The sequence below is a fragment of the Oerskovia flava genome, assembly GCF_026163685.1.
Classification (GTDB): domain Bacteria; phylum Actinomycetota; class Actinomycetes; order Actinomycetales; family Cellulomonadaceae; genus Oerskovia_A; species Oerskovia_A flava.
On the sequence record NZ_JAOXSR010000015.1, the window covers coordinates 17,446 to 44,187 of the forward strand.

27 protein-coding genes are annotated in these 26,742 nt (G+C 72.1%); 19 read left to right on the plus strand and 8 right to left on the minus strand.

Annotated features, from left to right (window positions below):
* Positions 1–49: 49 nt before the first annotated feature.
* The 7 genes from sufB (at position 50) to OHL10_RS18080 (ending at position 6,299) form a co-directional block, all read left to right on the plus strand.
* Positions 50–1,519: a Fe-S cluster assembly protein SufB gene (gene sufB, locus OHL10_RS18050; RefSeq protein ID WP_265523640.1), complete on the plus strand. Its 1,470-nt coding sequence runs from the start codon at positions 50–52 to the stop codon at positions 1,517–1,519.
* Complete coding sequence (gene sufD / locus OHL10_RS18055; protein ID WP_265523641.1) at positions 1,520–2,812, plus strand: Fe-S cluster assembly protein SufD; 1,293 nt, start codon at positions 1,520–1,522, stop codon at positions 2,810–2,812.
* Positions 2,809–3,162, plus strand: coding sequence for a non-heme iron oxygenase ferredoxin subunit (locus OHL10_RS18060; RefSeq protein ID WP_265523642.1), 354 nt, complete (start codon positions 2,809–2,811; stop codon positions 3,160–3,162). The genes sufD and OHL10_RS18060 overlap by 4 nt, the downstream gene beginning before the upstream one ends.
* A gap of 72 nt (positions 3,163–3,234) precedes the next feature.
* The gene (gene sufC, locus OHL10_RS18065) at positions 3,235–3,996 is read left to right on the plus strand and encodes a Fe-S cluster assembly ATPase SufC (RefSeq protein ID WP_265523643.1); all 762 of its coding nucleotides are present in this window, start codon (positions 3,235–3,237) and stop codon (positions 3,994–3,996) included.
* 29 nt (positions 3,997–4,025) lie between these two features.
* Entirely contained in the window at positions 4,026–5,330 is a 1,305-nt protein-coding gene (locus OHL10_RS18070) for a cysteine desulfurase (protein ID WP_265523644.1), read from the plus strand.
* Positions 5,331–5,340: 10 nt separating this feature from the next.
* A complete protein-coding gene (sufU, locus tag OHL10_RS18075; protein ID WP_322645591.1) occupies positions 5,341–5,964 on the plus strand; it encodes a Fe-S cluster assembly sulfur transfer protein SufU in 624 nt (207 codons plus the stop codon).
* A complete protein-coding gene (locus tag OHL10_RS18080; RefSeq protein ID WP_265523645.1) occupies positions 5,961–6,299 on the plus strand; it encodes a metal-sulfur cluster assembly factor in 339 nt (112 codons plus the stop codon). The genes sufU and OHL10_RS18080 overlap by 4 nt, the downstream gene beginning before the upstream one ends.
* A gap of 49 nt (positions 6,300–6,348) precedes the next feature.
* Here the strand turns inward: OHL10_RS18080 and OHL10_RS18085 are convergent, their stop codons facing one another.
* Together OHL10_RS18085 and ypfJ are read right to left on the minus strand one after the other, a co-directional pair.
* A complete protein-coding gene (locus tag OHL10_RS18085) occupies positions 6,349–7,278 on the minus strand; it encodes a DUF559 domain-containing protein (RefSeq protein WP_265523646.1) in 930 nt (309 codons plus the stop codon).
* Positions 7,279–7,417: 139 nt separating this feature from the next.
* Positions 7,418–8,308 carry a KPN_02809 family neutral zinc metallopeptidase gene (gene ypfJ, locus OHL10_RS18090; protein ID WP_265523647.1) on the minus strand — a complete coding sequence of 297 codons (891 nt, stop codon included), beginning with the start codon at positions 8,306–8,308 and terminating at the stop codon, positions 7,418–7,420.
* Positions 8,309–8,409: 101 nt separating this feature from the next.
* Between ypfJ and OHL10_RS18095 the strand changes: the two genes are divergently transcribed.
* Positions 8,410–10,008, plus strand: coding sequence for an ABC-F family ATP-binding cassette domain-containing protein (locus OHL10_RS18095; protein WP_265523648.1), 1,599 nt, complete (start codon positions 8,410–8,412; stop codon positions 10,006–10,008).
* A 21-nt stretch (positions 10,009–10,029) separates the two neighbouring features.
* Here OHL10_RS18095 and OHL10_RS18100 read toward each other — a convergent pair whose 3' ends face one another.
* The 3 genes from OHL10_RS18100 to OHL10_RS18110 are packed head-to-tail and all read right to left on the minus strand — an operon-like array spanning position 10,030 to position 11,677.
* Complete coding sequence (locus tag OHL10_RS18100) at positions 10,030–11,010, minus strand: SURF1 family cytochrome oxidase biogenesis protein (protein ID WP_265523649.1); 981 nt, start codon at positions 11,008–11,010, stop codon at positions 10,030–10,032.
* Entirely contained in the window at positions 11,007–11,252 is a 246-nt protein-coding gene (locus OHL10_RS18105) for a hypothetical protein (RefSeq protein ID WP_265523650.1), read from the minus strand. The genes OHL10_RS18100 and OHL10_RS18105 overlap by 4 nt, the downstream gene beginning before the upstream one ends.
* Positions 11,249–11,677 (minus strand): DUF3099 domain-containing protein, encoded by a 429-nt coding sequence (locus tag OHL10_RS18110; RefSeq protein WP_265523651.1) that lies wholly within the window; start codon positions 11,675–11,677, stop codon positions 11,249–11,251. The genes OHL10_RS18105 and OHL10_RS18110 overlap by 4 nt, the downstream gene beginning before the upstream one ends.
* 244 nt (positions 11,678–11,921) lie before the next feature.
* On the opposite strand from OHL10_RS18110, the gene OHL10_RS18115 reads away from it, so the two are divergent.
* From OHL10_RS18115 to OHL10_RS18125, 3 genes are all read left to right on the plus strand, one after another.
* Positions 11,922–12,662 (plus strand): beta-ketoacyl-ACP reductase, encoded by a 741-nt coding sequence (locus OHL10_RS18115; protein ID WP_265523652.1) that lies wholly within the window; start codon positions 11,922–11,924, stop codon positions 12,660–12,662.
* Positions 12,663–12,797: 135 nt separating this feature from the next.
* Entirely contained in the window at positions 12,798–13,565 is a 768-nt protein-coding gene (gene fabI, locus OHL10_RS18120) for an enoyl-ACP reductase FabI (protein ID WP_265523653.1), read from the plus strand.
* 7 nt (positions 13,566–13,572) lie between these two features.
* Positions 13,573–14,103 carry a SixA phosphatase family protein gene (locus OHL10_RS18125; protein WP_265523654.1) on the plus strand — a complete coding sequence of 177 codons (531 nt, stop codon included), beginning with the start codon at positions 13,573–13,575 and terminating at the stop codon, positions 14,101–14,103.
* A 16-nt stretch (positions 14,104–14,119) separates the two neighbouring features.
* Here OHL10_RS18125 and serB read toward each other — a convergent pair whose 3' ends face one another.
* Together serB and OHL10_RS18135 are read right to left on the minus strand one after the other, a co-directional pair.
* Positions 14,120–14,818: a phosphoserine phosphatase SerB gene (gene serB, locus OHL10_RS18130; protein WP_265523655.1), complete on the minus strand. Its 699-nt coding sequence runs from the start codon at positions 14,816–14,818 to the stop codon at positions 14,120–14,122.
* Positions 14,811–16,049 carry a glucose-1-phosphate adenylyltransferase gene (locus tag OHL10_RS18135; protein WP_265523656.1) on the minus strand — a complete coding sequence of 413 codons (1,239 nt, stop codon included), beginning with the start codon at positions 16,047–16,049 and terminating at the stop codon, positions 14,811–14,813. The genes serB and OHL10_RS18135 overlap by 8 nt, the downstream gene beginning before the upstream one ends.
* 135 nt (positions 16,050–16,184) lie before the next feature.
* Here OHL10_RS18135 and glgA point away from each other — a divergent pair, with 135 nt between their 5' ends.
* On the plus strand, positions 16,185–17,393 hold the full coding sequence (gene glgA / locus OHL10_RS18140; protein ID WP_265523657.1) for a glycogen synthase: 1,209 nt from the start codon (positions 16,185–16,187) through the stop codon (positions 17,391–17,393).
* A 28-nt stretch (positions 17,394–17,421) separates the two neighbouring features.
* Here glgA and OHL10_RS18145 read toward each other — a convergent pair whose 3' ends face one another.
* On the minus strand, positions 17,422–18,225 hold the full coding sequence (locus OHL10_RS18145) for a hypothetical protein (RefSeq protein WP_265523658.1): 804 nt from the start codon (positions 18,223–18,225) through the stop codon (positions 17,422–17,424).
* A 27-nt stretch (positions 18,226–18,252) separates the two neighbouring features.
* Between OHL10_RS18145 and OHL10_RS18150 the strand changes: the two genes are divergently transcribed.
* The 7 genes from OHL10_RS18150 to OHL10_RS18180 all read left to right on the plus strand — a co-directional run bounded on the left by OHL10_RS18150 (position 18,253) and on the right by OHL10_RS18180 (position 26,685).
* On the plus strand, positions 18,253–19,041 hold the full coding sequence (locus OHL10_RS18150) for an ABC transporter ATP-binding protein (RefSeq protein ID WP_265523659.1): 789 nt from the start codon (positions 18,253–18,255) through the stop codon (positions 19,039–19,041).
* Between the two features lie 109 nt (positions 19,042–19,150).
* Entirely contained in the window at positions 19,151–19,630 is a 480-nt protein-coding gene (locus OHL10_RS18155) for an NfeD family protein (RefSeq protein WP_265523660.1), read from the plus strand.
* Between the two features lie 54 nt (positions 19,631–19,684).
* A complete protein-coding gene (locus OHL10_RS18160; RefSeq protein ID WP_265523661.1) occupies positions 19,685–20,905 on the plus strand; it encodes an SPFH domain-containing protein in 1,221 nt (406 codons plus the stop codon).
* A 117-nt stretch (positions 20,906–21,022) separates the two neighbouring features.
* Complete coding sequence (locus OHL10_RS18165) at positions 21,023–22,759, plus strand: ABC transporter ATP-binding protein (RefSeq protein ID WP_265523662.1); 1,737 nt, start codon at positions 21,023–21,025, stop codon at positions 22,757–22,759.
* 53 nt (positions 22,760–22,812) lie between these two features.
* The gene (locus OHL10_RS18170; protein ID WP_265523665.1) at positions 22,813–24,771 is read left to right on the plus strand and encodes an ABC transporter ATP-binding protein; all 1,959 of its coding nucleotides are present in this window, start codon (positions 22,813–22,815) and stop codon (positions 24,769–24,771) included.
* 42 nt (positions 24,772–24,813) lie between these two features.
* On the plus strand, positions 24,814–25,773 hold the full coding sequence (locus OHL10_RS18175; protein ID WP_265523663.1) for a TrmH family RNA methyltransferase: 960 nt from the start codon (positions 24,814–24,816) through the stop codon (positions 25,771–25,773).
* 42 nt (positions 25,774–25,815) lie between these two features.
* Entirely contained in the window at positions 25,816–26,685 is an 870-nt protein-coding gene (locus OHL10_RS18180) for a TrmH family RNA methyltransferase (RefSeq protein WP_265523664.1), read from the plus strand.
* The last annotated feature ends 57 nt before the right edge of the window (positions 26,686–26,742 follow it).

A 26,742-nucleotide genomic window follows, 5' to 3' on the forward strand; every position in this document is an offset into this window, starting at 1 on the left:
GACCCCCCGACCGCCCCCACCCGTCTCGACGGAACGTGGAAGGAACACCATGAGCGCACCCACACAGGACACGGCAGGCGTGACCGGCACCGGTCCCGCCCAGGCCGAGCGCCAGAGCGACGACCAGATCATCGCGTCGATCGGCTCGTACGGCTTCGGCTGGCACGACCGCGACGAGGCGGGCGAGACCGCGCAGCGCGGGCTGTCCGAGGCCGTGGTCAGGAACATCTCCCAGCTCAAGAACGAGCCGGAGTGGATGCTCAAGCACCGCCTCAAGGCGCTGCGCCTGTTCGACAAGAAGCCCATGCCGAACTGGGGCAGCGACCTGTCCGGCATCGACTTCGACAACATCAAGTACTTCGTGCGGTCCACGGAGAAGCAGGCCACCAGCTGGGAGGACCTGCCCGAGGACATCAAGTCCACCTATGACAAGCTCGGCATCCCCGAGGCGGAGAAGCAGCGCCTCGTCGCCGGCGTCGCGGCGCAGTACGAGTCCGAGGTCGTCTACCACCAGATCAACGAAGAGCTCGAGAAGCAGGGTGTGCTCTTCCTCGACACGGACACCGCGCTGCGCGAGCACCCGGAGATCTTCGCCGAGTACTTCGGCACCGTGATCCCCTCGGGCGACAACAAGTTCGCCGCGCTGAACTCCGCCGTGTGGTCGGGCGGGTCGTTCGTCTACGTGCCGCCGGGCGTGCACGTCGAGATCCCGCTGCAGGCCTACTTCCGGATCAACACCGAGAACATGGGCCAGTTCGAGCGGACGCTGATCATCGCCGACGAGGGCTCGTACGTGCACTACGTCGAGGGCTGCACCGCGCCGATCTACTCGAGCGACTCGCTGCACTCCGCGGTCGTCGAGATCATCGTCAAGAAGAACGCGCGCGTGCGCTACACGACCATCCAGAACTGGTCGAACAACGTCTACAACCTCGTGACCAAGCGGGCCACCGCGGCCGAGGGCGCCACCATGGAGTGGGTCGACGGCAACATCGGCTCCAAGGTCACCATGAAGTACCCCGCGATCTACCTCCTCGGCGAGCACGCTCGTGGCGAGACCCTGTCCATCGCCTTCGCCGGCGAGGGCCAGCACCAGGACGCCGGCGCCAAGATGGTGCACGCGGCGCCGCACACGTCGTCGTCGATCGTCAGCAAGTCGGTCGCGCGCGGCGGGGGTCGTACCTCGTACCGCGGCCTCGTCCAGGTGCTCGAGGGCGCGGAGCACTCGGCCTCGACGGTGCTGTGCGACGCGCTGCTCGTCGACCAGATCTCCCGGTCCGACACGTACCCCTACGTCGACGTGCGTGAGGACGACGTCTCGATGGGGCACGAGGCGACCGTCTCGCGCGTGAGCGAGGACCAGCTGTTCTACCTCATGTCCCGCGGCATGGCCGAGACCGAGGCCATGGCCATGATCGTGCGCGGGTTCGTCGAGCCCATCGCGCGCGAGCTGCCCATGGAGTACGCGCTCGAGCTCAACCGCCTCATCGAACTGCAGATGGAAGGGTCCGTCGGCTAAATGACGAACATCGCGACAAGCACCACCCCGCCCACGGACACAGCCGCGGGCCTCGCCACCGACCACTCGCGCGCGACCGCGGACGGTACCCACACCCACGGGACCGGCGGCACGCCGCAGGGGTCGCGCGCCGAGCGGGTGACGTCCTTCGACGGCGGCGTGATCGGAGTCCCCGACGGTCGTGAGGAGGAGTGGCGGTTCTCGCCGGTCTCCCGCCTCGCGCCGCTGTTCGACACCCGGCTGGCGGGGCACGGCGTGCTCACGACGGTCGTCGAGGCGCCCGAGGTCACGGTCGAGATCGTGCCCCGGGACGACGAGCGCCTCGGTCGGGCCGGTGTGCCCGGCGACCGCGCCGCCGTCGCCGCCTGGAACTCCTTCGCCGAGGCCACGGTCGTCTCGGTCCCCGCCGACGCCGTCGCCTCCGACATCACGTCGATCCGCGTCGAGGGAGTCTCCGAGGACCCGACCGCGAGCCACCTGCTCGTGCACGCCGGACGCCACAGCGAGGCCGTGGTGGTCCTCGACCACCTCGGCACCGCGAACCTCACCGAGACGGTCGAGATCGTCGTCGAGGACGGCGCCCACCTCACGCTCGTGTCCGTGCAGGACTGGTCCGCCGGTGCGGTCCACGCCTCCTCGCACCGGGCGCGCCTGGGCCGGGACGCGAAGCTCAAGCACGTCGTCGTGACCTTCGGCGGCGACGTCGTGCGCCTCACCCCGGACGCGGAGTTCACCGCCGAGGGCGGTGAGGTCGAGATGGTGGGCCTGTACTTCGCGGACGCCGGTCAGCACCAGGAGCACCGCCTGTTCGTGGACCACGCCGTGCCGCGCTGCACCTCCCGGGTGACCTACAAGGGCGCGCTGCAGGGCGAGGGCGCGCACGTCGTGTGGGTCGGCGACGTCCTCATCCGTGCCGCTGCCGAGGGCACGGACACCTACGAGCTCAACCGGAACCTCGTCCTCACCGACGGTGCGCGCGCGGACTCCGTGCCGAACCTCGAGATCGAGACCGGTGAGATCGAGGGTGCCGGGCACGCGTCGGCGACCGGTCGCTTCGACGACGAGCAGCTCTTCTACCTCCAGGCACGAGGCATCCCGGAGACCGAGGCGCGCCGCCTGGTCGTGCGCGGCTTCTTCGCCGAGCTCATCCACGAGATCGGCGTCGCGTCGGTCGAGGAGCGTCTGCTGGCCTCGATCGAGGCCGAGCTGGCCAAGTCGATGAGCGTCATCGAGGGCACGGACGGTTCCGCCGGTGCCGCCGAGCAGGTGGCGGGCGCAGAAGGCGCGGCATGACCGCACAGCTGGCCTGCACCACCGCGGACGTCGGCCCCGAGGAAGCCCTGCGGGTCGAGCTGGAGGGGACGTCCGGGCCGGTCGAGGTCGCCGTCGTCCGCGACGGCGACGGCGGCTGGCACGCCATCTCCGACATCTGCTCCCACGGCGCGGTCTCGTTGTCCGACGGCGAGGTCGAGGGCTGCTTCATCGAGTGCTGGCTGCACGGCTCGCAGTTCGACCTGCGCACCGGTATGCCGACCGCGCTGCCCGCCATGCGACCGGTCCCGGTCTACCCCGTGACCATCGACGGCGAGCGTGTGCTCGTCGACCTCGACGGCCGGCTCGACGGCTCTGCCGACGGCTCCTGATCCTGCTCCTGCCTCACGGCACCCGCTCCCTGCGAGCGCACGACACTTCCCAGAACTTGGAGAACACCACTGATGTCCACTCTTGAGATCCGCGACCTGCACGTCAGCGTCGAGACGAAGGAAGGCGCCAAGCCCATCCTGCGTGGCGTCGACCTGACGCTCGACAGCGGCAAGATCCACGCGATCATGGGCCCGAACGGCTCCGGCAAGTCCACGCTCGCCTACTCCCTCGCGGGCCACCCGAAGTACCAGATCACCGCGGGCACGGTCACGCTCGACGGCGAGGACGTCCTCGCGATGACCGTCGACGAGCGCGCTCGCGCGGGCCTGTTCCTCGCGATGCAGTACCCCGTCGAGGTTCCCGGCGTCAGCGTCTCGAACTTCCTGCGGACCGCGAAGACCGCGATCGACGGCGAGGCGCCCGCGCTGCGAACGTGGGTCAAGGACGTCAAGCGGGCGATGGAAGACCTGCGCATGGACCCGGCCTTCGCCGAGCGCTCCGTGAACGAGGGCTTCTCCGGTGGCGAGAAGAAGCGCCACGAGATCCTGCAGATGGAGCTCCTCTCCCCGAAGTTCGCGATCCTCGACGAGACGGACTCCGGCCTCGACGTCGACGCCCTGCGCGTCGTCTCCGAGGGCGTCAACCGCGTGCATGCCAAGACCGACGTCGGGGTGCTGCTCATCACGCACTACACGCGCATCCTGCGGTACATCAAGCCCGACTTCGTGCACGTCTTCGTCGACGGCAAGATCGCCGAGGAGGGCGGCTCCGAGCTCGCCGACCGCCTCGAGGCCGAGGGCTACGACCGGTACCTCGTCCCGGCGTCCGCCTGAGACGTCCCGCCGTCCGAGGAGAGACCGACATGACGATCACCCCGTCCGTGAGCCGGACCGCGCACCTGAGCGTGACCGAGCTCGCCGCGGTGCGCGCGGACTTCCCGCTGCTCGCCCGCACGGTGCGGGGTGGTCGTCCGCTCGTCTACCTCGACTCGGCAGCGACGTCCCAGAAGCCGCAGGTCGTCCTCGACACGGAGGTCGACTTCTACGAGGAGCGCAACGCCGCCGTGCACCGCGGTGCGCACCAGCTCGCGGAGGAGGCGACCGAGGCGTTCGAGGACGCGCGGGGCGACGTCGCGGCGTTCGTCGGGGCCGACCCGGGCGAGATCGTCTGGACGTCCGGCGCGACCGCCGCGATCAACCTCGTCGCCTACGGGCTGTCCAACGCGTCGCTGGGACGGGGCGGCGAGGCCGCGCGCCGGTTCGCCCTCGCACCCGGCGACGAGATCGTCCTCACCGAGGCGGAGCACCACGCCAACATCGTGCCGTGGCAGGAGCTCGCCGCCCGCACGGGGGCCGTGCTGCGCTGGTTCGAGGTGGACGACGACGGGCGCGTGCGCGTCGAGGACGCCGCCACGGTGATCACCGAGCGCACCCGGGTCGTCGCGTTCACGCACGTGTCGAACGTGACGGGCGCCGTGACGCCGGTGGCCCCGATCGTGTCCCGGGCGCGTGAGGTCGGCGCGCTCACCGTGCTCGACGCGTGCCAGTCGGTGCCGCACCTGCCGATCGACCTCCCCGCGCTCGGGGTGGACTTCGCGGTCTTCTCTTCGCACAAGATGCTGGGTCCGACCGGCGTGGGCGCGCTCTACGGGCGGCGCGAGCTGCTCGAGGCACTGCCGCCGGTGACGACGGGCGGGTCGATGATCGAGGTCGTCACGATGACCTCCTCGACCTACCTGCCGCCCCCGCAGCGCTTCGAGGCGGGCACCCAGGCGGTCGCGCAGATCGTCGGGTTCGGTGCGGCGGCGCGCTACCTCGACGAGCTGGGCATGGACGGACTGGCCGCGCACGAGCAGGAGATGACCGACGAGCTGCTGCGCATCGGGGAGATCCCCGGTGTGCGGATCATCGGGCCGACGACGTCGGCCGACCGGCTCGCGGTCGTGTCGTTCGTCGTGGACGGGGTGCACTCCCATGACGTCGGGCAGGTGCTCGACGACGCGGGTGTGGCCGTCCGGGTCGGGCACCACTGCGCGCAGCCCCTGCACCGCCGGTTCGGCGTGGCCGCCACGGCGCGGGCCTCCGCGTCGGTCTATACGACCGCCGAGGACGTCGCGACGTTCCGGGAAGCGTTGAGCGGTGTCCGAGCGTTCTTCTCGGTGGAGTGAGGAGAGACAGATGAGCTCGATCGAGCAGATGTATCAGCAGGTGATCCTCGACCACGCCAGGGCGCCGCACGGACGCGGGCTGGTCGAGGTGGACGGGAGCACCCTCAGCGGGGAGTCCCACCAGGTCAACCCCACGTGCGGGGACGAGGTGACGCTCCGGGTCGAGATCGACCGGCCGGGTGAGGGTGGCGCCGACGGCGCTGCCGGTGGGGCGACGATCCGTCGCCTCAGCTGGGACGGACAGGGGTGCAGCATCTCCCAGGCGTCGCTGTCCGTGCTGAGCGACCTCGTGACCGGGACCGGCGTCGAGGAGTCCGAGCACCTCGGAGGTCTCTTCCGCGACCTCATGGGCTCGCGTGGCAAGGGCCTCGACGAGGACGCGGAGGACCTGCTCGGCGACGCGACCGCCTTCACCGGCGTCTCGCAGTACCCGGCGCGCATCAAGTGCGCGCTGCTCGGCTGGGCCGCGCTGCGCGACGCGCTGGCGGTCTCCGGCGCGCGTACCGTCGTGACCGGCACCTCTACCGGCACCGCTTCTGGCACCATCACCGACCTTCCCGCCGGCACGTCTGCCGGCACCGACCAGCAGACGCCGACCCTCGTGCCGACGTCCGACGTCCAGGAGAACTCATGAGCACCGAGACACCGACCAGTCCGTCCCCGCCGAGCGCCGCCGACGTCGAGGAGGCCATGCGCGACGTCATCGACCCCGAGCTGGGCATCAACGTCGTGGACCTCGGCCTGGTCTACGGGATCCAGGTCGACCAGAACAACCACGCGGTCGTCGACATGACCCTCACGTCGGCGGCGTGCCCGCTGACGGACGTGATCGAGGACCAGACGTCCCAGGCCCTCGACGGCCTCGTCGACGGTTTCCGGGTCAACTGGGTGTGGATGCCGCCGTGGGGCCCGGAGAAGATCACCCAGGACGGCAAGGAGCAGCTGCGCGCCCTGGGCTTCAACGTCTGACCTCCTGTTCCGCTGTGGGCGGGATGGTGGTGTGAATCCGTGGCCGGATTCACACCACCATCCCGCCCGCACGCGTCTGGTGGAGTGCCCGGCGAACGCGGGCGAGGAACGGCGCCGGGTCGCGCACGATGTCGTCCGCGACCACGACGACCACCGTCCAGCCGAGCTCCTCGAGCCGGCGGCGGCGCCGGACGTCGTCCCGCCACTGCTGCTGGTCGGTGCGATGGTGGTCACCGTCGTACTCGATGGCGATCCGCAGGTCGCGGTAGAGGAGGTCGACCCGCTTGACGTAGCGCCCGTCCGGGTCGAGGACGACCCCGTTGACCTCCGGGCACGGCAGGCCGGCGCCGACGAGCGCGAGCCGTGCTCGGGTCTCCATGGTCGAGTCCGTCCCCGGTCGTAGCTGCCCGAGGACCGACCGGACCTGGACGATGCCCTTGACCTTGACCGTCCGCCGGGAAAGGTCCGCGAGCTCGGCGGGCGTCGTCAGCGGGCGTCGACGCTGCATCATCGCGTCCCCGAGCACCACGACGTCGTCCGGCGAACGGAGCCCGACCGCGACGTGCACGAACGTCTGGGCGGGCGACGTGACGGTGAGCCCGTCGGTCTCGACGACGTCGAGGAAGCGTTGCCGGGACCGGTGCGCCACGACCCCGGTGCGCTCCGGGCGGTCGCTCGCGGTGCGGGTCACGACGTGCAGGCGGTCGTCGTCCTCGAGCCGCCAGGGCACCTCGACCCCCAGGAGCCGGAGCGCGGTGGTGCGGGAGAAGACGACGCTCTCGTCGAGGACGGTCGCGAGGGCCCGGCACCGCGCGGGCAGGTCGGCGGTCGTCGTCGCCAGGGTCCGCACGCCGGTGAACGGCGCGGCGAACGTCCGGGTCCGCAGGTGGTGCCTGCTCACCCCGGCGCTCAGTGCGTGCGCGGTGGTGAACGGACCGGGAGGGAGACGGTGGTCGGGCGGGGGAGCGGGGCGTGCCATCCGGCCAGGGTGCCGAACCTCCGAGGCGACCACGTGCTCCCTCCACACCCTCACCCCCTGTGGACGGCTGTGGGCGGGACGGTGGCGGGAATCGGAAGCCGGATTCCCGCCACCGTCCCGCCCACACGCGAGAGCCGGGTCAGAGGGTCGTGGCCTCGAAGGCGTTGCAGTCGTCGAAGGTGCCGCCGTCATAGCCGGTCATGAACCAGCGCTGGCGCTGCTCGCTCGAGCCGTGGGTCCACATCTCCGGGCTGACCGTGCCGGTCGCCTGCTTCTGGATGCGGTCGTCCCCGACGGCGGCCGCGGCCGAGAGCGCGTCGCGCAGCTCGTCGGGGGTGATGGGCTCGAGGAAAGGCTCCCCGGTCTGCGGGTCGATCGTGGTCGCCGCGTTCCCCGCCCACATCCCTGCCAGGCAGTCGGCCATCAGCTCGATGCGCACCGAGTCCGACTCCGGCCCCGACCCGGAGCGGTCGGCCTGCGCCATCACGCCGGTGATCTGCTCGATGTGGTGCCCGAACTCGTGCGCGATGACGTACTCCTCGGCGAGCGGCCCGCCCGTCGACCCGAACCGGTCGCGCAGCTCGTCGAAGAACGACAGGTCGACGTACACCGACTGGTCGGGCGGGCAGTAGAAGGGACCGGTCGCGCTGCTCGCGGAACCGCACGCCGTGGCGACCGCGGCCGTGAAGCTCACCACACCCGGCTCGGTGTACTCGACGCCGGTCTGCGCGGGCAGCGTGTCCCTCCAGTACTCGTCGAGCGTGATCGCCGTCGCGACCAGGCGGCACTCGCGCGTGGTGTTGGCCTCGGCTCCTGTGCAGTCCTCGAGGACGTCCTGCCCGGTGTCCTGGCTCGCGGCCTGGTCAGAGCCCAGGAACGGGGTGATGTCGATGCCCTGGCTGCTCGCGAAGACGGCGAGCAGCGCGACCAGCACGGCGCCGATCCCGCCGCCGGCGATGGCCGTCGTGCGTCCGCGCCCACCCTTGCGGACGCGGCTCCCGTCGAAGGAGCTGCCCTCGTTGAACGTCACGCGCTCACCGTACCGCCCGCGGGCTATGGCGCACCGGCGCTGCCGCCTAGTATGGATGGCGTTTGTGCCTTGCCCCCCGCACCTCGTTCGAAGGACCCTCTGTGATCACTGCCCAAGCCGTCGAGCTGCGTGTCGGCGCCCGTGTCCTGCTGCACGAGGCGACGTTCCGCATCGCGGCTGGTGACCGCATCGGCCTGGTCGGGCGGAACGGAGCCGGCAAGACGACGCTGACCAAGACGCTCGCGGGGGAGGGCCAGCCCGCCGCCGGGAAGATCGTGCGCGGCGGGGACATCGGCTACCTACCGCAGGACCCGCGCACCGGGGACCTCGAGGTCATCGCGATGGACCGGGTGCTCTCCGCGCGCGGGCTCGACGCGATCATCCGCAAGATGCGGGATGCCGAGGGGGAGATGGCCAGCGCGGACGAGGCCACCCACCTCGACGCCATGGAACGCTACCCGCGGCTGGAGGAGCGCTTCACGGCGGCCGGCGGTTATGCGGCGGAGAGCGAGGCGCAGCGCATCACCTCGAACCTCGGTCTCGACGACCGGATCCTCGCGCAGCCGCTCGGTACGCTCTCCGGCGGGCAGCGCCGACGCATCGAGCTCGCGCGGATCCTCTTCTCGGGGGTGGAGACGCTCCTGCTCGACGAGCCGACGAACCACCTCGACGCCGACTCGATCATCTGGCTGCGGGAGTACCTCAGGTCCTACAGCGGCGGGTTCGTGGTCATCAGCCACGACAACGACCTGCTGCGCGCGACGGTGAACAAGGTCTTCCACCTGGACGCCAACCGCGGCGAGCTCGACCAGTACAACCTCGGCTGGGACGCCTACCTCGAGCAGCGCGAGACCGACGAGCGCCGTCGACGCCGCGAGCGGCAGAACGCCGAGAAGAAGGCGAGCACACTGCTGGCCCAGGCGGAGAAGATGCGCGCGAAGGCCACGAAGGCGGTCGCCGCGCAGAACATGATCCGCCGCGCGGAGCGCATGCTCGGTGGTCTCGAGGGCGAGCGCGTCAGCGATCGCGTCGCCAAGCTGCGCTTCCCCACCCCGGCGCCCTGCGGGCGGACCCCGCTCACGGCGTCGGGCCTGTCGAAGGCGTACGGCTCGCAGGAGGTGTTCACCGGTGTCGACCTGGCGATCGACCGCGGCAGCCGCGTGGTGATCCTCGGCCTCAACGGTGCCGGGAAGACGACGCTGCTGCGGATCCTCGGCGGCGTCGAGGACCCCGACACGGGGGAGGTCCACGCGGGGCACGGCCTGAAGATCGGTTACTACGCGCAGGAGCACGAGACGCTCGACATGAGCGCCACGGTCGTCGAGAACCTGCGCCACGCCGCGCCGGACCTCACCGACACGCAGGTCCGGTCCGTCCTCGGGTCGTTCCTGTTCTCGGGCGACGACGCGGAGAAGCCCGTGCACGTCCTGTCGGGCGGGGAGAAGACGCGTCTCGCGCTCGCGACGCTCGTCGTCTCGGCGGCGAACGTGCTGCTCCTCGACGAACCGACGAACAACCTGGACCCGGCGTCCCGCGCGGAGATCCTCGGCGCGCTGAAGACGTACGAGGGTGCCGTCGTGATGGTCACGCACGACGACGGCGCGGTCGAGGCGCTCGAGCCGGAGCGGGTCCTGCTGCTGCCGGACGGCGACGAGGACATGTGGAACGACAGCTACGCGGAGCTCGTCTCGCTCGCTTAGCAGGAGGGCGGCCGTCGGCGCTCAGCGGAGCTGGGCGTCGATGAGCGCGTCCTCCTCCTCCTCGGCGCTCGGCCGCCGGGTGCGGGTGTCCCGTCGCGGGCGGTTGCCGCCCGCGCCCGTCGGCCCGGCGCTCTCGTCCGAGGCGGCAGCCTGAGCGGCGAGGAGGTCGCCGACCGACACGGGGCCGTGCTCGTCGCCCTGGGCGTCGCGCCGGTCCCGCCGGACCAGCAGGAGGAACCCGAGGACCGCGCCGGCCGCGAAGACCCCCCACTGGAACGCGTACGACAGGTGCGAGCCGGGGTCGGTGTCGGGCGGCGGCAGCGTCCGCAGGGCCGTCGCGGGGGCCGGGTCCTCCGACCGCAGCGCGCCGTACGCGCCCACCGTGGCGCCGGTGGCCCACGCCGCGTCCTCGACGCCGGCCGCGGCGAGCACCTGCGCCGTCGAGATCGCCTGCACCTGCCCGGGCGGCGCGTCCCTGTCCGACGGCGGTTCGTCGGCCCGCAGCGTCATGGTCACCTCGACGACGCCCTCGGGTGGTGCGGGGACGACGTCGGGCGAGCTGGCGTCGGTCCCCAGGGGCACGAAGCCCCGGTTGACGACGACCACCAGGCCCGGGCTGCCGGGCTCGTCGACGACCAGGGGGACGAGCACGTGGAAGCCGGCCTGCGACCCGACGGGCCGGTTGCGCAGCAGCACGGTCGCGTCCGGCTCGTAGCGGCCGTCCACCGTGACGGGACGCCAGACGTCGTCGGGGTCGAGCACCGCACCCGGGCCGGGCAGGACGTCGGTGAGCGGGACGGCGTCGGCCGTGTAGTTCGCCTCGATCGCGGCGATCTGCTCCTCACGCTCGACGTACCGGTTCCACTGCCAGCGCCCGGCGACCAGGCAGAGCGCGACGAGGACCAGCACGCCCACGGCGAGGGTCACCCACTCGCGGCGCGTGCGTGGCTCGCGCCGGACGTCGTGCGCGGGCGCGGGCGCCGGGCGGATCGCGGTCGTCATGGGCGAGGTGCGCGCTCGAGCTCGTCCACGGAGACGGTCCGCCGCAGGAAGCTCCGCGCACCGAGGAACGTCTCCAGGTGCTCGCGGTGCTCGTCGCACGCGAGCCAGACCTTGCGCCGCTCGGGCGTGTGGATCTTCGGGTTGTTCCACAGCAGGCCCCAGGTGGCCTGCGCCCGGCATCCCTTGGCGCTGCACACCAGGTCGTCGCCGACGGGGTCGGCGGTGCCGAGGAGGTCGATCATCGCTCGTCCTTCGGGTCGTCGGGCGTCGGGGTCGCCGGGGGTGGTGTCGTGGGAGCCGCCACGGGCGGGAGCGTCGACGGCGCGGCAGGGAGCTCGCGGTACTCCATGGCGGACACGTCGTACGTCTGCTGGTCGCGACCCGCGTTGGCGAGCAGGACCGCGACGTAGGGCAGCACGACGGCGGCGGCGATGAGGATCCAGGTGAGCCAGCCGCCGCCCGCGACGACGGCGAGCAGGAAGCACACCAGCCGCAGGCCCATCTGCCACAGGTAGCGGCGGGTGCGGCGGCTCTGCTCCTCCGTGAGCGGTGTCTGCGCGCCCGTGATGCTCGGTACGTCCTCGGCGCGTTCGCGTCGCGCCCGTCGGTCCCCGCCCCGGCGTCCGGGGCGCGAGGTCCCGGGCGGCGGGGCGGCGCGGTTGCTCACTCGCCCAGTCTACGTTTGTCGATACCCCACAAACGCCCTGGCGCCGGTGTGACGGTGACCGCAGGCCGTCCGCGCCGTGCGCGCGGTACGGTCGGTGCGGCAGCCTGCGCCCCACGAACCGCGGTCCCCCACGAACCGCGGCGAGGAGCCGATCACGGTGGTGACACCCGACTGTGACACGCACGACACCGATCAGCCAGCATCCACGAACCAGACCCAGCACCCCACGAACCAGGAGGCGACCGTGCCGACAGCGCCCACGTCCGACCAGCCCGTACCCGCACCGCGCACCGTCGTGGTCACCGGCGCGAACCGGGGCATCGGGCGTGCGATCGCCGAGCGCTTCGTCGCGAACGGCGACCGGGTCGCGACGCTGTACCGCGGTGGCGACCTGCCCGACGGTGTCCTGGGTGCGGTGGCGGACGTCACCGACACGGCCGCCGTCGACGCCGCGTTCACGCAGATCGAGCAGGAGCTCGGCGCCGTCGAGGTCCTCGTCGCGAACGCGGGGGTGACGCGCGACCAGCTCCTCATGCGGATGAGCGACGAGGAGTTCACGTCCGTCCTGGACGTCAACCTCACCGGGACGTTCCGCTGCGTGCGCCGCGCCTCGAAGGGCATGATCCGCCAGCGTCGTGGCCGGATCGTGCTCATCTCCTCGGTGATCGGCCTCTACGGCGGCGCCGGGCAGGTCAACTACGCGGCGTCGAAGGCCGCGCTCGTCGGGATGGCCCGGTCGATCACCCGCGAGCTCGGCGGTCGCGGGATCACCGCGAACGTCGTCGCCCCCGGCTTCATCGAGACCGCGATGACCGCCCAGCTCCCGCAGGAGCGTCAGGACGCCTACAAGGCGACCATCCCGGCCGGGCGTTTCGCACAGCCGGACGAGGTCGCCGCCGCCGTGCAGTTCCTCGCCTCCGACGAGGCCGGCTACATCAGCGGCGCTGTGCTGCCGGTCGACGGTGGCCTCGGCATGGGGCACTGAGCGCCGGCCGCACGACCGCTCCTGGCGTGTCCCACGCCTCGACCCGCCGCCGGGCCCACCCGGTGGCCGCACTGACACCTCGTGGTGCACGCTCCAGTAGGATCGGGGCGCACCACGACGAACGGAAGGAAACCGATGGGTCTGCTCGACGGCAAGAAGCTCCTGGTCACAGGAGTCCTCACCGACTCCTCGATCGCGTTCCACGTGGCGCGGCTCGCGCAGCAGGAGGGTGCCGAGGTCGTGCTGACCTCCTTCGGGCGGCAGTTCCGGCTCACGCAGGCGATCGCCAAGCGCCTTCCGGCGCCCGCGCCCGTCGTCCAGCTCGACATCACCTCGGACGAGGACCTCGCGGCGCTGGCCGACCGGGTCTCCGAGCACGTCGACCGTCTCGACGGGGTGGTGCACTCCATCGGGTTCGCCCCGCAGTCGGTCATGGGTGGCAACTTCCTCGCCGGCGAGTGGTCGGACGTCGCCACGGCCCTCGAGGTCTCCGCGTTCTCGCTGAAGTCCCTCGCCGTGGCCGCCAAGCCGCTGATGGCCTCGGGCGGCTCGATCGTCGGGCTCACGTTCGACGCGAGCTTTGCCTGGCCCGTCTACGACTGGATGGGCGTCGCGAAGGCCGCCTTCGAGTCGACCAGCCGCTACCTCGCGCGCGACCTCGGGCCCGAGGGCATCCGGGTCAACCTCGTCTCCGCCGGGCCGATCCGCACCACCGCGGCCAAGTCCATCCCCGGGTTCTCCGCGATGGAGGACGGCTGGCCAGAGCGTGCGCCGCTCGGCTGGGACCAGACCGACCCCGAGCCCACGGCCCGCGCCGTCGCGGCGCTCCTGTCCGACTGGTTCCCCGCGACGACCGGAGAGATCGTGCACGTCGACGGTGGCGTGCACGCCATGGGCCTGTGACGGTGCGATGACCTCTCTCGAGTCGACGACGCACCGTCTGGTGCTCCTGCGTCACGCCAAGGCCGAGCCTGCCGGGAGCGTTGACGACGTGCTGCGCCCCCTGGCGCTCAACGGCCGGCGGCAGGCCGGCCGGGTAGGCGCTGCGCTCGCCGGTGCCGGGCTCGTTCCCGAGCTCGTCCTGTGCTCCACCGCGCTGCGCACGCGTCAGACCTGGGAGCTGCTGTCGCCGCACCTCGGCGAGGCCGCTCCCGAGCTGGGTCTCAGCGACACCTTGTACGCCGCGGGTGTCGACGACGTCCTCGAGCTCGTGCGCGACGCCGGCAACGGCGTGCGCACGCTGCTCGTCGTCGGCCACGAGCCGACCATGGCGGCGACGGCCGCGTTCCTCGCCGGGCCCGGCTCCGACTCCGGTGCCGTGGCGCAGGTGCGGGTCGGGGTGCCGACCGCGACCTACAGTGTGCTCGAGTCGCCTGACCCGTGGTCGGAGTGGGGCGAGGGCGTTGCGTCGCTCACCTACGTCGGGCGTCCCGCCGCGTAGGTGGTCGTGCGTCGGCTCAGCGGGAGCCCGCGGTCGCGACGTCCGCGCCGTCGACGACACCGTCGATGACCGCGAGCACGGCGTCCAGCCGGGGGCCGTCCACCGCGTAGGGCGCCTGCGCCCGCACCACGGGCTTGGCGGCGAACGCGATCCCGATCCCCGCGGCGTCGATCATGTCGAGGTCGTTCGCGCCGTCGCCGATCGCCACGGTGTCCTCGGTCGGGATCCCTTCGACGATGGCGAACTCGCGCAGCGCCTGGGCCTTCGCCGCCCGGTCGACGACGGGGCCGGTGGTCCGACCCGTCAGCTTGCCGTCGACGACCTCGAGGCGGTTGGCGCGGAACCGGGTGATGCCGAGATCGGCGGCCAGGTCGGCGACGAGCTCGGCGAACCCGCCCGAGACCAGCGCCACGGTCCAGCCCCGGCGGTGGCACTCCGCGACCAGTTCGCGGGCGCCGGGCGTGTAGCTCGTTCGCGCGAGGACGTCGGCGAAGGCGGCGACGGGTACTCCGGCCAGGGTGGCGACCCGCTCGTGCAGCGACGCGGCGAAGTCGATCTCGCCCCGCATCGCTCGCTCGGTGATCTCCGTGACCTCACGGCGTGTGCCCGCGTGGTCGGCGAGGAGCTCGATGACCTCCTGGGAGATGAGCGTCGAGTCGACGTCCATGACGACGAGCCGACGCCGGTGGTCGGCGGCCGGTGACTGCTCAGTCAATGATGCTTCCCTTGGGGACGACGGTGATGCCCGAGGCGGTGACGGTGAAGCCCCGCGCACGGTCCTGCTCGGTGTCGAGGCCGATCCGGGCGCGTTCGCCGACGATGACGTTCTTGTCGATGATCGCCCGGTGGACCTGGGCGTGGCGGTGCACCTGGACACCGTCCATGAGGACGCTGTCGGAGACCGACGCCCACGAGTGCAGGTGGACGCCCGGGGAGAGCACCGACCCGACCGCTGTCGCGCCCGAGATGAGGACTCCGGGCGAGACGATCGAGTCCGCGGCGTGGCCGAGACGGCCCTGACCGGCGTGCACGAACTTCGCGGGCGGCAGGCCGGTGTACCCGGTGTGCAGCGGCCACTCGTCGTTGTAGAGGTTGAACACCGGGGTGACGGCGATGAGGTCCTTGTTGGCGTCGTAGTACGAGTCGATCGTCCCCACGTCGCGCCAGTAGTCCCGGTCGCGGTCGGCGGACCCCGGCACGTCGTTGCGGATGAAGTCGTAGACGCCCGCGGTACCGCGCTCGACGAACGCGGGCACGATGTCCCCGCCCATGTCGTGGCGGGAGGTGGGGTTCGACGCGTCGGCGGTCACGGCGTCGACCAGGGCGTCGGCGTCGATGACGTAGTTGCCCATGGAGGCCAGGATCTCCTGGGGCGAGTCCGAGAGCCCGACAGGGTCAGTGGGCTTCTCGAGGAACGCCTTGATCCGCTCGGGGTCCTGCGGGTCGGTCTCGATCACACCGAACTGGTCCGCCATGGTGATGGGCTGGCGGATGCCCGCGACGGTCAGCTGGGCGCCCGAGGCGATGTGGGCGTCGACCATCTGCGAGAAGTCCATGCGGTAGACGTGGTCCGCACCGACCACGACCACGATGTCGGGCCGCTCGTCGTCGATGATGTTGAGGCACTGGTAGATGGCGTCGGCGCTGCCGAGGTACCAGTGCTTGCCCACCCGCTGCTGTGCCGGGACGGGCGCGACGTAGTTGCCGAGGAGCGCCGACATGCGCCATGTCTTGGTGATGTGGCGGTCGAGGCTGTGCGACTTGTACTGCGTGAGCACGACGATGTGCAGGTAGTGGGAGTTGACGAGGTTCGACAGCGCGAAGTCGACCAGGCGGTAGATCCCTCCGAAGGGCACGGCAGGTTTCGCCCGGTGTGCCGTCAGTGGCATCAGGCGGTTGCCTTCTCCGCCCGCGAGGACGATGGCGAGGACGCGTGGTGCAGCCATGCTCAGACCGTAGTCCCTCCGGCGCCCGGTCGGTACCGGGACTCGCATGGTGGGCAGCGTGCGCAGCCGGCGAGTCCTGGACTGCGTCCGGACGGCGTGGCGACGAACGGGGCCGCACACGCTAGCGTGACGTCTGTGAGAGTCGACCTGCTGACCCGTGAGTACCCGCCCCACGTCTACGGTGGCGCCGGTGTGCACGTCGCCGAGCTGTCTGCGGTCCTGCGCCCCCACGTCGACGTGCGCGTGCGGTGCTTCGACGGCCCCCGTTCCGAGGAGGGCGTGACCGGCTACAGCGTGCCCGCCGTGCTCGCCGGGGCGAATGCCGCGCTGGGCACCTTCGGCGTCGACCTGGAGATGTCCGGCGACGTCGCGGGTGCCGACCTCGTCCACTCGCACACCTGGTACGCGAACCTTGCCGGCCACCTCGCCGGCCTCCTGCACGGGGTGCCGCACGTGCTCTCGGCGCACTCCCTCGAGCCGCTGCGGCCGTGGAAGGCCGAGCAGCTGGCGGGCGGCTACGCGCTGTCGTCCTGGGCGGAGCGCACGGCCTACGAGGGCGCGGCCGCGATCATCGCCGTCTCCGCGGGGATGCGGGCCGACATCCTGCGCGTCTACCCGCAGCTCGACCCGGACAAGGTCCACGTCGTGCACAACGGCATCGACCTGGACGGCTGGCGGCGTCCCGAGGGCACGGCCCAGGAGGCCGCGGCGGACCGTGTCGCCCGTGACCTGGGGATCGACCCGGACCGGCCCGCCGTCGTGTTCGTCGGCCGGATCACCCGGCAGAAGGGCCTGCCGTACCTGCTGCGGGCGGCGGCCGCGCTGCCCGACGACGTCCAGCTCGTGCTGTGCGCCGGTGCGCCGGACACCCCGGAGATCGCCGCAGAGGTCAGCGGCGCGGTCGCGGAGCTGCAGAAGACCCGCGCCGGGGTCGTGTGGATCGAGCAGATGCTGCCGCGCGCCGAGCTGGTCGCGGTCCTCGCCGCGTGCACGGTCTTCGTGTGCCCGTCGATCTACGAGCCGCTCGGGATCGTCAATCTCGAGGCGATGGCGGTCGGGCTCCCGGTCGTCGGCAGCGCCACGGGCGGGATCCCCGAGGTCGTCGACGACGGCGTGACCGGGGTCCTCGTCCCCCTCGAGCAGGCGGACGACGGCACGGGCACGCCCCTGGACCCGGACCGGTTCGTGCGGGACCTCACGCAGGCGCTGCGCTCGATGGTCGAGGATCCAGCGCGCGCCGCCGAGATGGGCGTGGCCGCTCGTCGCCGCGTCGAGGACCACTTCGCGTGGCACGCGATCGCGGAGCGTACGCTCGACGTCTACCGCGCGGTGCTGCCGGGCTGAGCGGTCGTCGCCGGGCGAGCAGCGGTCGTCACAGGGCGAGCGTGGCGGCCGACATGGCCCGGCGGGCGCCCCGCTCGACCTCGCGCAGCGCGCTCGAGCGCTGGTCGGCCTGCCAGAGGTTCACCGCACCGCCGTCGTCCGCGGTGGCCAGGTCGACGATCCCGCGCAGGCGCGCCGCCTGGGAGAGCACCCGCACCGTACGACCGTCCAGGTCGGGGGGCAGGAGGGTGCCCGGCAGGGTCCCCGAGCGCAGCTGCGCGATCTGATCGGCGGCGTCCTCGCGCCAGCGCGCCACGTCGAGGGACATGAGCGCCTCGGTCGCGGTGAGCAGCGCGGTCCGCAGGTCACGCTCGGCGTCGGAGAGCGAGCCGACCACCCCCAGCACCCGGTCCGTCCAGGCCGGCACGGGCTCGACGTGCCAGGTCACGAGGTGGCCTGGCTCGTAGACGCTGCCGAACTCCTCGACCTCGGGCACCGCGGCCCACGACCCGTCGCGAGTGGTCACCAGCACGCACTCGCCGGCGTCGGCTGCGGCGGGGGACACGGGGGCGGGGACGCCCAGCACGTCGCCCGGCGCCGGCAGGAGGGCGACGACCTGCCGCGGGCCGCCCGACCACCGCCCGACCAGGTCGGCGAGGGTGCGCGGGGTCGAGACGAGCACGTCCTCGTCGCCGATCCGCCCGACGACGGCGTGCGCCTCGTCGTCGCCCTGCACTGCCCGCAGGAGAGGGTCGCCAGCACCGGTCACCGATGGTGCCGGGCGCGGCGATGACCGCAGCCACAGGGCGAGCAGGACGCTGCGCGGCAGGTGCGGGGCGGAATGGGAATCCACGCCGCCCAACCTATAGGGTCGGGTCCCATGAGCGCGGTTCTGGACCTTCGGAGCGTCACCGTCAGACGCGGCACCAAGACCATCCTCGACTCCGTGGACTGGCAGGTGAACGAGGGCGAGCGGTGGGTGATCCTGGGCCGCAACGGCGCCGGGAAGACGACGCTCCTGCAGATCGCCGCGGCGCGCATGCACCCGACGGCGGGCACCGCGGACCTGCTCGACGAACGCCTCGGTCGGGTGGACGTCTTCGAGCTGCGCCCCCGGATCGGGCTGGCCAGCGCGGCGCTCGCGGACCGCATCCCCGGCTCGGAGACCGTGCGCAACGTCGTGCTCACCGCGGCCTACGGCGTGACGGGTCGCTGGCGCGAGACGTACGAGGAGTTCGACACGCAGCGTGCGGACGACCTCCTGGCCGCCTTCGGGGTCGGGGACCTCGCGGACCGCTTGTTCGGGACCCTCAGCGAGGGGGAGCGCAAGCGCACCCAGATCGCCCGCGCGCTCATGACCGACCCGGAGCTGCTCCTCCTGGACGAGCCCGCCGCCGGGCTCGACCTCGGGGGACGCGAAGAGCTGGTCGGCGCGCTCGCAGAGCTGGCCGGCGACCCGGTGTCGCCCGTGCTGGTGCTCGTCACGCACCACGTCGAGGAGATCCCGCCGGGCTTCACGCACCTGCTGCTCCTCAAGGACGGCCGCGTGCACGCGGCCGGCCCGATCTCCGAGGTGCTCACGGCGCAGAACCTCAGTGACGCCTACGACCTCCCGCTCGTCGTCGCGCACGGCGGTGGCCGGTGGATGGCGCGCGCGGCGCGGCCCTGATCGTCCCGTGCCGGTCTGTCGACCGCCCTCCGAAAGATGCGAGATGCGCGGAAACTCGGTAAAGTCTGAGTAAAGGTTGCGGGCGTCGTCCTGCAGATCGGGGGTCGTCATGGACTGGTTGTGGTGGGTCGGGGCGGGGCTCCTCCTCGTCGTCATCGAGATCATCTCCCTGGAGCTCGTCCTCATCATGTTCGCCGGCGGTGCGTTCGCCGCGGCCGGCGTCAACGCGGCCGGTGGCCCCGTGTGGCTGCAGGTCCTCACCTTCGCCGTGGTGTCCGCGGCGCTGCTGTTCACCCTGCGCCCCTGGCTCCTGCGCCACCTGCGCGACCGGGTGCCCTTGACCGAGACCAACGCCGCCGCGCAGGTCGGTCGCCCGGCTCTGGTCGTCGACACGGTCACCGAGTTCGACGGCCGGGTGAAGCTCTCCGGCGAGGTCTGGAGCGCGCGCACCGAGGACGGCGCCCCGTCGCTGCGGACCGGCACCGAGGCGCGCGTCGTACGGATCGACGGCGCGACGGCGGTCGTCCGCAGGGAATCGGCGGACCACCCGCCGGCCGACCACCCGCCGGCCGACCACCCCACCGCGTGAGGCGGGCCCACCGACGCTCGACCACTCGTCCGCACCACACCCTGGAGCTCCTTGATGAACGATCTTGAACCCGGCACCCTCGTCCTCTACGTGGTGATCGTCCTCGCCGTCGTCGTCGTGCTCGTCGCACTGGCCAAGGCGGTGCGGATCGTCCCGCAGGCCACGGCGCAGATCATCGAGCGGCTCGGGCGCTACTCGAGGACCCTGGAGCCCGGGCTGCACCTGCTGATCCCGTTCATCGACCAGGTGCGGGCCGGCGTCGACCTGCGCGAGCAGGTCGTGTCCTTCCCGCCCCAGCCGGTCATCACGTCCGACAACCTCGTCGTGAGCATCGACACCGTCATCTACTTCCAGGTCACCGAGCCCAAGTCCGCGGTCTACGAGATCGCGAACTACATCACGGCGATCGAGCAGCTGACCGTCACGACGCTGCGTAACGTCATCGGGTCCATGGACCTCGAGCAGACGCTGACGAGCCGTGACCAGATCAACGGCCAGCTGCGCGGTGTGCTCGACGAGGCGACCGGACGCTGGGGCATCCGCGTGAACCGCGTCGAGCTCAAGTCGATCGACCCGCCGGCGAGCGTGCAGGGCTCGATGGAGCAGCAGATGCGTGCCGAGCGTGACCGTCGTGCGGCGATCCTCACGGCCGAGGGGGTCAAGCAGTCGCAGATCCTCACGGCCGAGGGCGAGAAGCAGGCCGCGATCCTGCGGGCCGAGGGTGACGCGCAGTCCAAGATCCTCACGGCCGAGGGCGAGTCGCGTGCGATCCTCCAGGTCTTCGACGCCATCCACGAAGGTGACGCCGACCCGAAGCTGCTCGCGTACCAGTACCTGCAGATGCTCCCGAAGATCGCGGACGGGACGGCCAGCAAGCTCTGGGTCGTGCCGACGGAGTTCACGGCCGCCCTCGGGTCGATCGCGCAGGGCTTCGGCGGGGTGCCCACGCCTCCCGCGGCGGACGGCGCCGCCGCGAGCACCGAGGCTCGCCCGCACCGCGAACGGAGCCGGGTGCGCTTCGACACCCCCTCGCTGGCGGACCCGGCGGAAGCGCTCGCCGAGGCACGCCGGCAGGCCGAGGCGGCGACCGCCGACGCCACGAGCGCCGGGACCTTCTCGGGCTCGCCGTTCGACGCCGGTGCCGAGCGCGGTCAGCAGCCGGGCGCCGGTCGTCGCTTCGCCCCGTCGCACGACCAGGGATCGGTCTCGCCGCGCCCGCTCGGGACGGGCGAGCCGCAGGACGAGGTGACCGACGCTCCCGACGAGCAGCGCTAGCAGCGCCCTGCCGGACGACACGCTCACGAACGACGCCCTGCGGCCCGGTGGCCGCGGGGCGCTCGTGGGTGCGGACGCCTACGGTGAGAGCGTGCACCCCACGCCCCGAGGACGCCGATGCTCCTGCGCCTGCTGACCACGTCCCTGCGGCCCTATCGCGGGCTCGTCGTCGCGCTGCTCGTCCTGCAGCTGCTGGCGACCATGGCGTCGCTGTACCTGCCGAGCCTCAACGCGGACATCATCGACCAGGGGGTCACGCAGGGGGACACGGGGTACGTCCTGCGGACCGGGGCGGTCATGCTCGGCGTGAGCCTCGCGCAGGTGGTGTGCGCGGTCGGCGCGGTCTACCTCGGCGCACGGGCCGCCATGTCGTTCGGGCGGGACCTGCGCGGCGACGTCTTCCGCCGGGTGCAGACCTTCTCGGCGCAGGAGATGAGCCGGTTCGGTGCCCCGACCCTCATCACGCGGACGACGAACGACGTGCAGCAGGTCCAGATGGTCGTGCTGCTCGGCTGCACGATCATGGTGACGGCACCGATCATGCTCGTGGGCGGCGTCGTCATGGCGTTGCAGGAGGATGTCGGCCTGTCCGGGCTGCTGCTGGTCGTGGTGCCCGTTCTGGCGCTCGTCGTCGGGCTGATCGTCTCGCGCCTGGTCCCGTACTTCCGCCAGATGCAGCGTCGCATCGACGCGATCAACGGTGTGCTGCGGGAGCAGATCTCCGGCATCCGGGTGATCCGCGCGTTCGTCCGTGAGCGGCACGAGGAGCGGCGGTTCGCCGTCGCGAACGACCGGCTCTTCGAGACGTCGCTGCGGGTCGGCACGCTCATGGCGCTGATGTTCCCGGCGGTGATGCTCGTCATGAACGTCTCGAGCGTCGCCGTGCTGTGGTTCGGCGCCGGTCGCATCGAGGCGGGCGCCATGCAGGTCGGCTCGCTGGTGGCGTTCCTCAGCTACATCATGTTCATCCTCATGGCCGTGCTGATGTCGACGATGATGTTCGTCATGGTGCCGCGCGCCGCGGTGTCGGCCGAGCGGCTCACCGAGGTGCTCGACACGGCGCCGAGCGTCGTCGAACCGGCCGACCCGGTGCCGCTCGCCGCACCCCGTCGAGGGGTCGTGACGTTCGACGCGGTCGAGTTCCGCTACCCCGGGGCGCAGGACCCGGTCCTGCACGACGTGAGCCTCACGGCGATGCCGGGCCAGACCACCGCGATCATCGGGTCCACCGGCGCGGGCAAGACGACGCTCGTCCAGCTCGTCCCGCGGCTCTTCGACGTCACGGGTGGTGCCGTCCGCCTCGACGGGGTGGACGTGCGCGAGCTGGCCACCGCGGACCTCGCCTCGATGATCGGCTACGTCCCGCAGAAGGCCTACCTGTTCTCGGGCACGGTGGCGGACAACGTCCGCTACGGCCGTCCGGACGCGAGCGACGCCGAGGTGTGGGAGGCGCTCGAGGTCGCCCAGGCGCGCGAGTTCGTCGAGGCCCTGCCCGACGGGCTGGCCGCCCCGGTGTCGCAGGGCGGCACGAACTTCTCCGGCGGGCAGCGCCAGCGGCTGGCGATCGCGCGCGCCGTCGTACGCCGGCCCGCGGTCTATCTCTTCGACGACTCCTTCTCGGCGCTCGACCACACGACCGACGCGGCGCTGCGGCGCGCGCTCGCCCCGCGCACCCGGACCGCGAGCGTCCTCGTCGTGGCGCAACGGGTCGCCTCCATCCGGCACGCCGAGCGGATCGTCGTGCTCGACCACGGCCGCGTCGTGGGGTCCGGGACGCACGACGAGCTCTGGGCGTCGTGCGGCACGTACCAGGAGATCGTCAGCTCCCAGCTCTCCGCCCAGGAGGCGTCGTGAGCACCGCGCGCCCGGCACCCGTCCGGCCGCCCCACCGCACGGGACCAGGTCCCATGGCCGGTCCGGGCGTCCCGGCCGAGAAGCCGATGGACTTCCGTGGGTCGCTGCGCCGGTTCGGCGGGAACCTGCGCCCCGAGCGGGTGCGTGTGGTGGGGGTCGTCCTGCTCGCCGTGGCGTCGGTCGCGCTCACCGTCACCGGGCCCCGCCTGCTCGGGGACGCGACGAACGTCATCTTCGCCGGGGTGATCGGCTCCCGCCTGCCGGCGGGCCTCACGCAGGACCAGGCCGTCGCTCAGCTGCGCGCCGACGGGCAGGACGCGTTCGCCGACCTGCTCGGCGGGATGAGCGTCGTGCCCGGGCAGGGCGTCGACACCGGCGCGCTCGCGACGATCCTCGCCGCGGTGCTCGCGGTGTACGCCGGCGCGTTCGTCTTCGGCTGGGTCCAGGGCAGGGTGACGACCGTCGTCGTGCAGCGCACGGTCCGGCGCCTGCGCGAGGACGTCGAGCGCAAGCTCGGGCGTCTCCCGCTCGCCTACTTCGACAAGCAGAAGAAGGGCGAGGTGCTCTCGCGCGTCACCAACGACATCGACAACATCTCCCAGACGCTCCAGCAGACCCTCTCCCAGCTCGTCACCGCCGTCCTGACGGTGGTCGGTGTGCTCGCGATGATGTTCTGGATCTCCCCGCTGCTCGCGGTCGTCGCGCTCGTGACGGTGCCGCTGTCCTTCCTCGTGACGGTCGCGATCGCCCGGCGGTCCCAGCCGCAGTTCATCGAGCAGTGGGCCGCGACCGGGCGGCTGAACGCCCACGTCGAGGAGATGTTCACCGGGCACTCCCTGGTGACCGTCTACGGCCACCAGGCGGCAGCGCTCGAGACGTTCGACGAGGAGAACGAGCGGCTCTTCGCCGCGAGCTTCAGGGCGCAGTTCGTCTCCGGGGCCATCCAGCCCGCGATGGGCTTCCTCGCGAACCTCAACTACGTCGTCGTCGCCGTGGTCGGCGGGCTGCGGGTCGCGTCGGGCTCCCTGAGGCTCGGTGACGTCCAGGCGTTCATCCAGTACTCGCGCCAGTTCACCCAGCCCATCACCCAGATCGCGTCGATGATGAACCTCCTGCAGTCCGGCGTCGCGTCGGCCGAGCGGGTCTACGCGCTGCTCGACGCGGCCGAGCAGGACCGGGACCCGTCGCCCGCCGTGCCCCTGCGCGACCTGCGGGGGCGGGTGGCGTTCGAGGACGTCTCGTTCGGCTACAGCCCTGACGCGCCGCTGATCGAGCACCTGACGTTCGTCGCGGAGCCCGGGCAGACGGTGGCGATCGTCGGCCCCACGGGGGCGGGCAAGACCACCCTCGTCAACCTGCTCATGCGCTTCTACGAGGTCGACGGCGGACGCATCACCCTCGACGGCGTGGACGTGCGCACCACGACCCGCGACGCGCTGCGCTCCCAGATCGGCATGGTCCTGCAGGACACCTGGCTCTTCCGGGGCACCATCGAGGAGAACCTGCGCTACGGCGTGCCCGACGGCGCGGAGGTGAGCGACGAGCAGTTCCTCGCCGCCACCCGCGCGACCCACGTCGACCCGTTCGTGCGGACCCTGCCCGACGGCTACGCGACGCTCCTCGACGACGAGGGGGCGGGGGTCAGTGCCGGGGAGAAGCAGCTCCTGACGATCGCGCGGGCCTTCCTCGCCGACCCGGCCATCCTCGTCCTCGACGAGGCCACCAGCTCGGTCGACACCCGCACCGAGGTCCTCGTGCAGCAGGCGATGAACGCGCTGCGCGCCGGACGGACGTCGTTCGTCATCGCGCACCGGCTCTCCACGATCCGTGACGCCGACGTCATCCTCGTCATGGAGCAGGGCGCGATCGTCGAGCAGGGCAGCCACACCGAGCTGCTCGCCGCGGGTGGTGCCTACGCGCGGCTGTACGCCAGCCAGTTCGCGGGGACGGACCCCGAGGATCCCGATGTTCCTCGGTCGCAGAGCGACGGGCAGCAGGGCGACGAGCGGTAGGCGCGTGCCCGCGACGCCCCGTGAGCACGAGAGAATGCTCGGGTGCCACCGACGAACATCTCCGCGCCCGGCCCGCTCCACGTCGTGCGCGTCACCGACCCCGCCGACGAGCGTCTCGCCGACTACAACCGGCTGACCGACGTCGTGCTGCGCGCGAAGCACGAACCCGCCAAGGGTCTGTACATCGCGGAGAGCTCGACCGTCATCCGGCGTGCGCTCGCCGCCGGGCACCGCCCGCGCTCGTTCCTCATGGCGCAGCGGTGGCTCGCCGACCTCGAGGACGTGATCGCCGCCGCCACCGACGACGCGGGCGAGCCCGTGCCCGTCTACGTCGCCGAGGCCGACGTGCTCGAGGCGATCACCGGCTTCCACCTGCACCGCGGGGCGCTCGCGGCCATGCACCGCCCGCCGCTCGCCGGGGTCCACGACCTGCTGGCCGCCGCCCGCGGCGGCCAGGGCGCCCGCCGCGTCGCGGTGCTCGAGGACCTCGTGGACCACACGAACGTCGGCGCGGTCTTCCGCAGCGCGGCGGCCCTCGGCGTCGACGCGGTGCTCGTCTCGCCGCGGTGCGCCGACCCGCTCTACCGTCGCTCGGTGCGCGTGAGCATGGGCACGGTCTTCCAGGTCCCGTGGACACGGCTCGAGTCCTGGCCCGGAGGGCTGCGCGACCTGCAGGACGACGGGTTCACCGTCGCGGCGCTCGCGCTCGCCGACGGTGCGCTCACGCTCGACGAGCTGGTCGCCGATCCTCCCGAACGCCTCGCGCTCGTGCTCGGGACCGAGGGCGACGGGCTCTCGCGCGGGGCGATCGGCACGGCCGACACCGTGGTGACGATCCCCATGGCCGGGGGAGTGGACTCCCTGAACGTCGCCGCGGCGTCGGCCGTGGCCTTCTGGGCCACCCACGCGCGGCTGTACGCCAGCCAGTTCGCGGGGACGGACCCCGAGGATCCCGATGTTCCTCGGTCGCAGAGCGACGGGCAGCAGGGCGACGAGCGGTAGGCGCGTGCCCGCGACGCCCCGTGAGCACGAGAGAATGCTCGGGTGCCACCGACGAACATCTCCGCGCCCGGCCCGCTCCACGTCGTGCGCGTCACCGACCCCGCCGACGAGCGTCTCGCCGACTACAACCGGCTGACCGACGTCGTGCTGCGCGCGAAGCACGAACCCGCCAAGGGTCTGTACATCGCGGAGAGCTCGACCGTCATCCGGCGTGCGCTCGCCGCCGGGCACCGCCCGCGCTCGTTCCTCATGGCGCAGCGGTGGCTCGCCGACCTCGAGGACGTGATCGCCGCCGCCACCGACGACGCGGGCGAGCCCGTGCCCGTCTACGTCGCCGAGGCCGACGTGCTCGAGGCGATCACCGGCTTCCACCTGCACCGCGGGGCGCTCGCGGCCATGCACCGCCCGCCGCTCGCCGGGGTCCACGACCTGCTGGCCGCCGCCCGCGGCGGCCAGGGCGCCCGCCGCGTCGCGGTGCTCGAGGACCTCGTGGACCACACGAACGTCGGCGCGGTCTTCCGCAGCGCGGCGGCCCTCGGCGTCGACGCGGTGCTCGTCTCGCCGCGGTGCGCCGACCCGCTCTACCGTCGCTCGGTGCGCGTGAGCATGGGCACGGTCTTCCAGGTCCCGTGGACACGGCTCGAGTCCTGGCCCGGAGGGCTGCGCGACCTGCAGGACGACGGGTTCACCGTCGCGGCGCTCGCGCTCGCCGACGGTGCGCTCACGCTCGACGAGCTGGTCGCCGATCCTCCCGAACGCCTCGCGCTCGTGCTCGGGACCGAGGGCGACGGGCTCTCGCGCGGGGCGATCGGCACGGCCGACACCGTGGTGACGATCCCCATGGCCGGGGGAGTGGACTCCCTGAACGTCGCCGCGGCGTCGGCCGTGGCCTTCTGGGCCACCCGGGTCTGACGCTCGGCCCGCTCGCCGGACACCCCGCAAGAGCAGGCTCACCCTGCTCAAGCGGTG

Bases quoted from the DNA above. Each gene is read 5' to 3' on its own strand.
- OHL10_RS18170 (WP_265523665.1), top strand. From the start codon at position 22,813: ATGGCCGGTCCGGGCGTCCCGGCCGAGAAGCCGATGGACTTCCGTGGG.
- sufC (WP_265523643.1), top strand. From the start codon at position 3,235: ATGTCCACTCTTGAGATCCGCGACCTGCACGTCAGCGTCGAGACGAAG.
- OHL10_RS18155 (WP_265523660.1), top strand. From the start codon at position 19,151: ATGGACTGGTTGTGGTGGGTCGGGGCGGGGCTCCTCCTCGTCGTCATC.
- OHL10_RS18150 (WP_265523659.1), top strand. From the start codon at position 18,253: ATGAGCGCGGTTCTGGACCTTCGGAGCGTCACCGTCAGACGCGGCACC.
- OHL10_RS18135 (WP_265523656.1), bottom strand. From the start codon at position 16,049: ATGGCTGCACCACGCGTCCTCGCCATCGTCCTCGCGGGCGGAGAAGGC.
- sufB (WP_265523640.1), top strand. From the start codon at position 50: ATGAGCGCACCCACACAGGACACGGCAGGCGTGACCGGCACCGGTCCC.
- fabI (WP_265523653.1), top strand. From the start codon at position 12,798: ATGGGTCTGCTCGACGGCAAGAAGCTCCTGGTCACAGGAGTCCTCACC.
- OHL10_RS18160 (WP_265523661.1), top strand. From the start codon at position 19,685: ATGAACGATCTTGAACCCGGCACCCTCGTCCTCTACGTGGTGATCGTC.
- sufD (WP_265523641.1), top strand. From the start codon at position 1,520: ATGACGAACATCGCGACAAGCACCACCCCGCCCACGGACACAGCCGCG.
- OHL10_RS18100 (WP_265523649.1), bottom strand. From the start codon at position 11,010: ATGACGACCGCGATCCGCCCGGCGCCCGCGCCCGCGCACGACGTCCGG.
- OHL10_RS18070 (WP_265523644.1), top strand. From the start codon at position 4,026: ATGACGATCACCCCGTCCGTGAGCCGGACCGCGCACCTGAGCGTGACC.
- OHL10_RS18165 (WP_265523662.1), top strand. From the start codon at position 21,023: ATGCTCCTGCGCCTGCTGACCACGTCCCTGCGGCCCTATCGCGGGCTC.
- OHL10_RS18080 (WP_265523645.1), top strand. From the start codon at position 5,961: ATGAGCACCGAGACACCGACCAGTCCGTCCCCGCCGAGCGCCGCCGAC.
- sufU (WP_322645591.1), top strand. From the start codon at position 5,341: ATGAGCTCGATCGAGCAGATGTATCAGCAGGTGATCCTCGACCACGCC.
- OHL10_RS18125 (WP_265523654.1), top strand. From the start codon at position 13,573: ATGACCTCTCTCGAGTCGACGACGCACCGTCTGGTGCTCCTGCGTCAC.
- OHL10_RS18105 (WP_265523650.1), bottom strand. From the start codon at position 11,252: ATGATCGACCTCCTCGGCACCGCCGACCCCGTCGGCGACGACCTGGTG.
- OHL10_RS18060 (WP_265523642.1), top strand. From the start codon at position 2,809: ATGACCGCACAGCTGGCCTGCACCACCGCGGACGTCGGCCCCGAGGAA.
- OHL10_RS18085 (WP_265523646.1), bottom strand. From the start codon at position 7,278: ATGGCACGCCCCGCTCCCCCGCCCGACCACCGTCTCCCTCCCGGTCCG.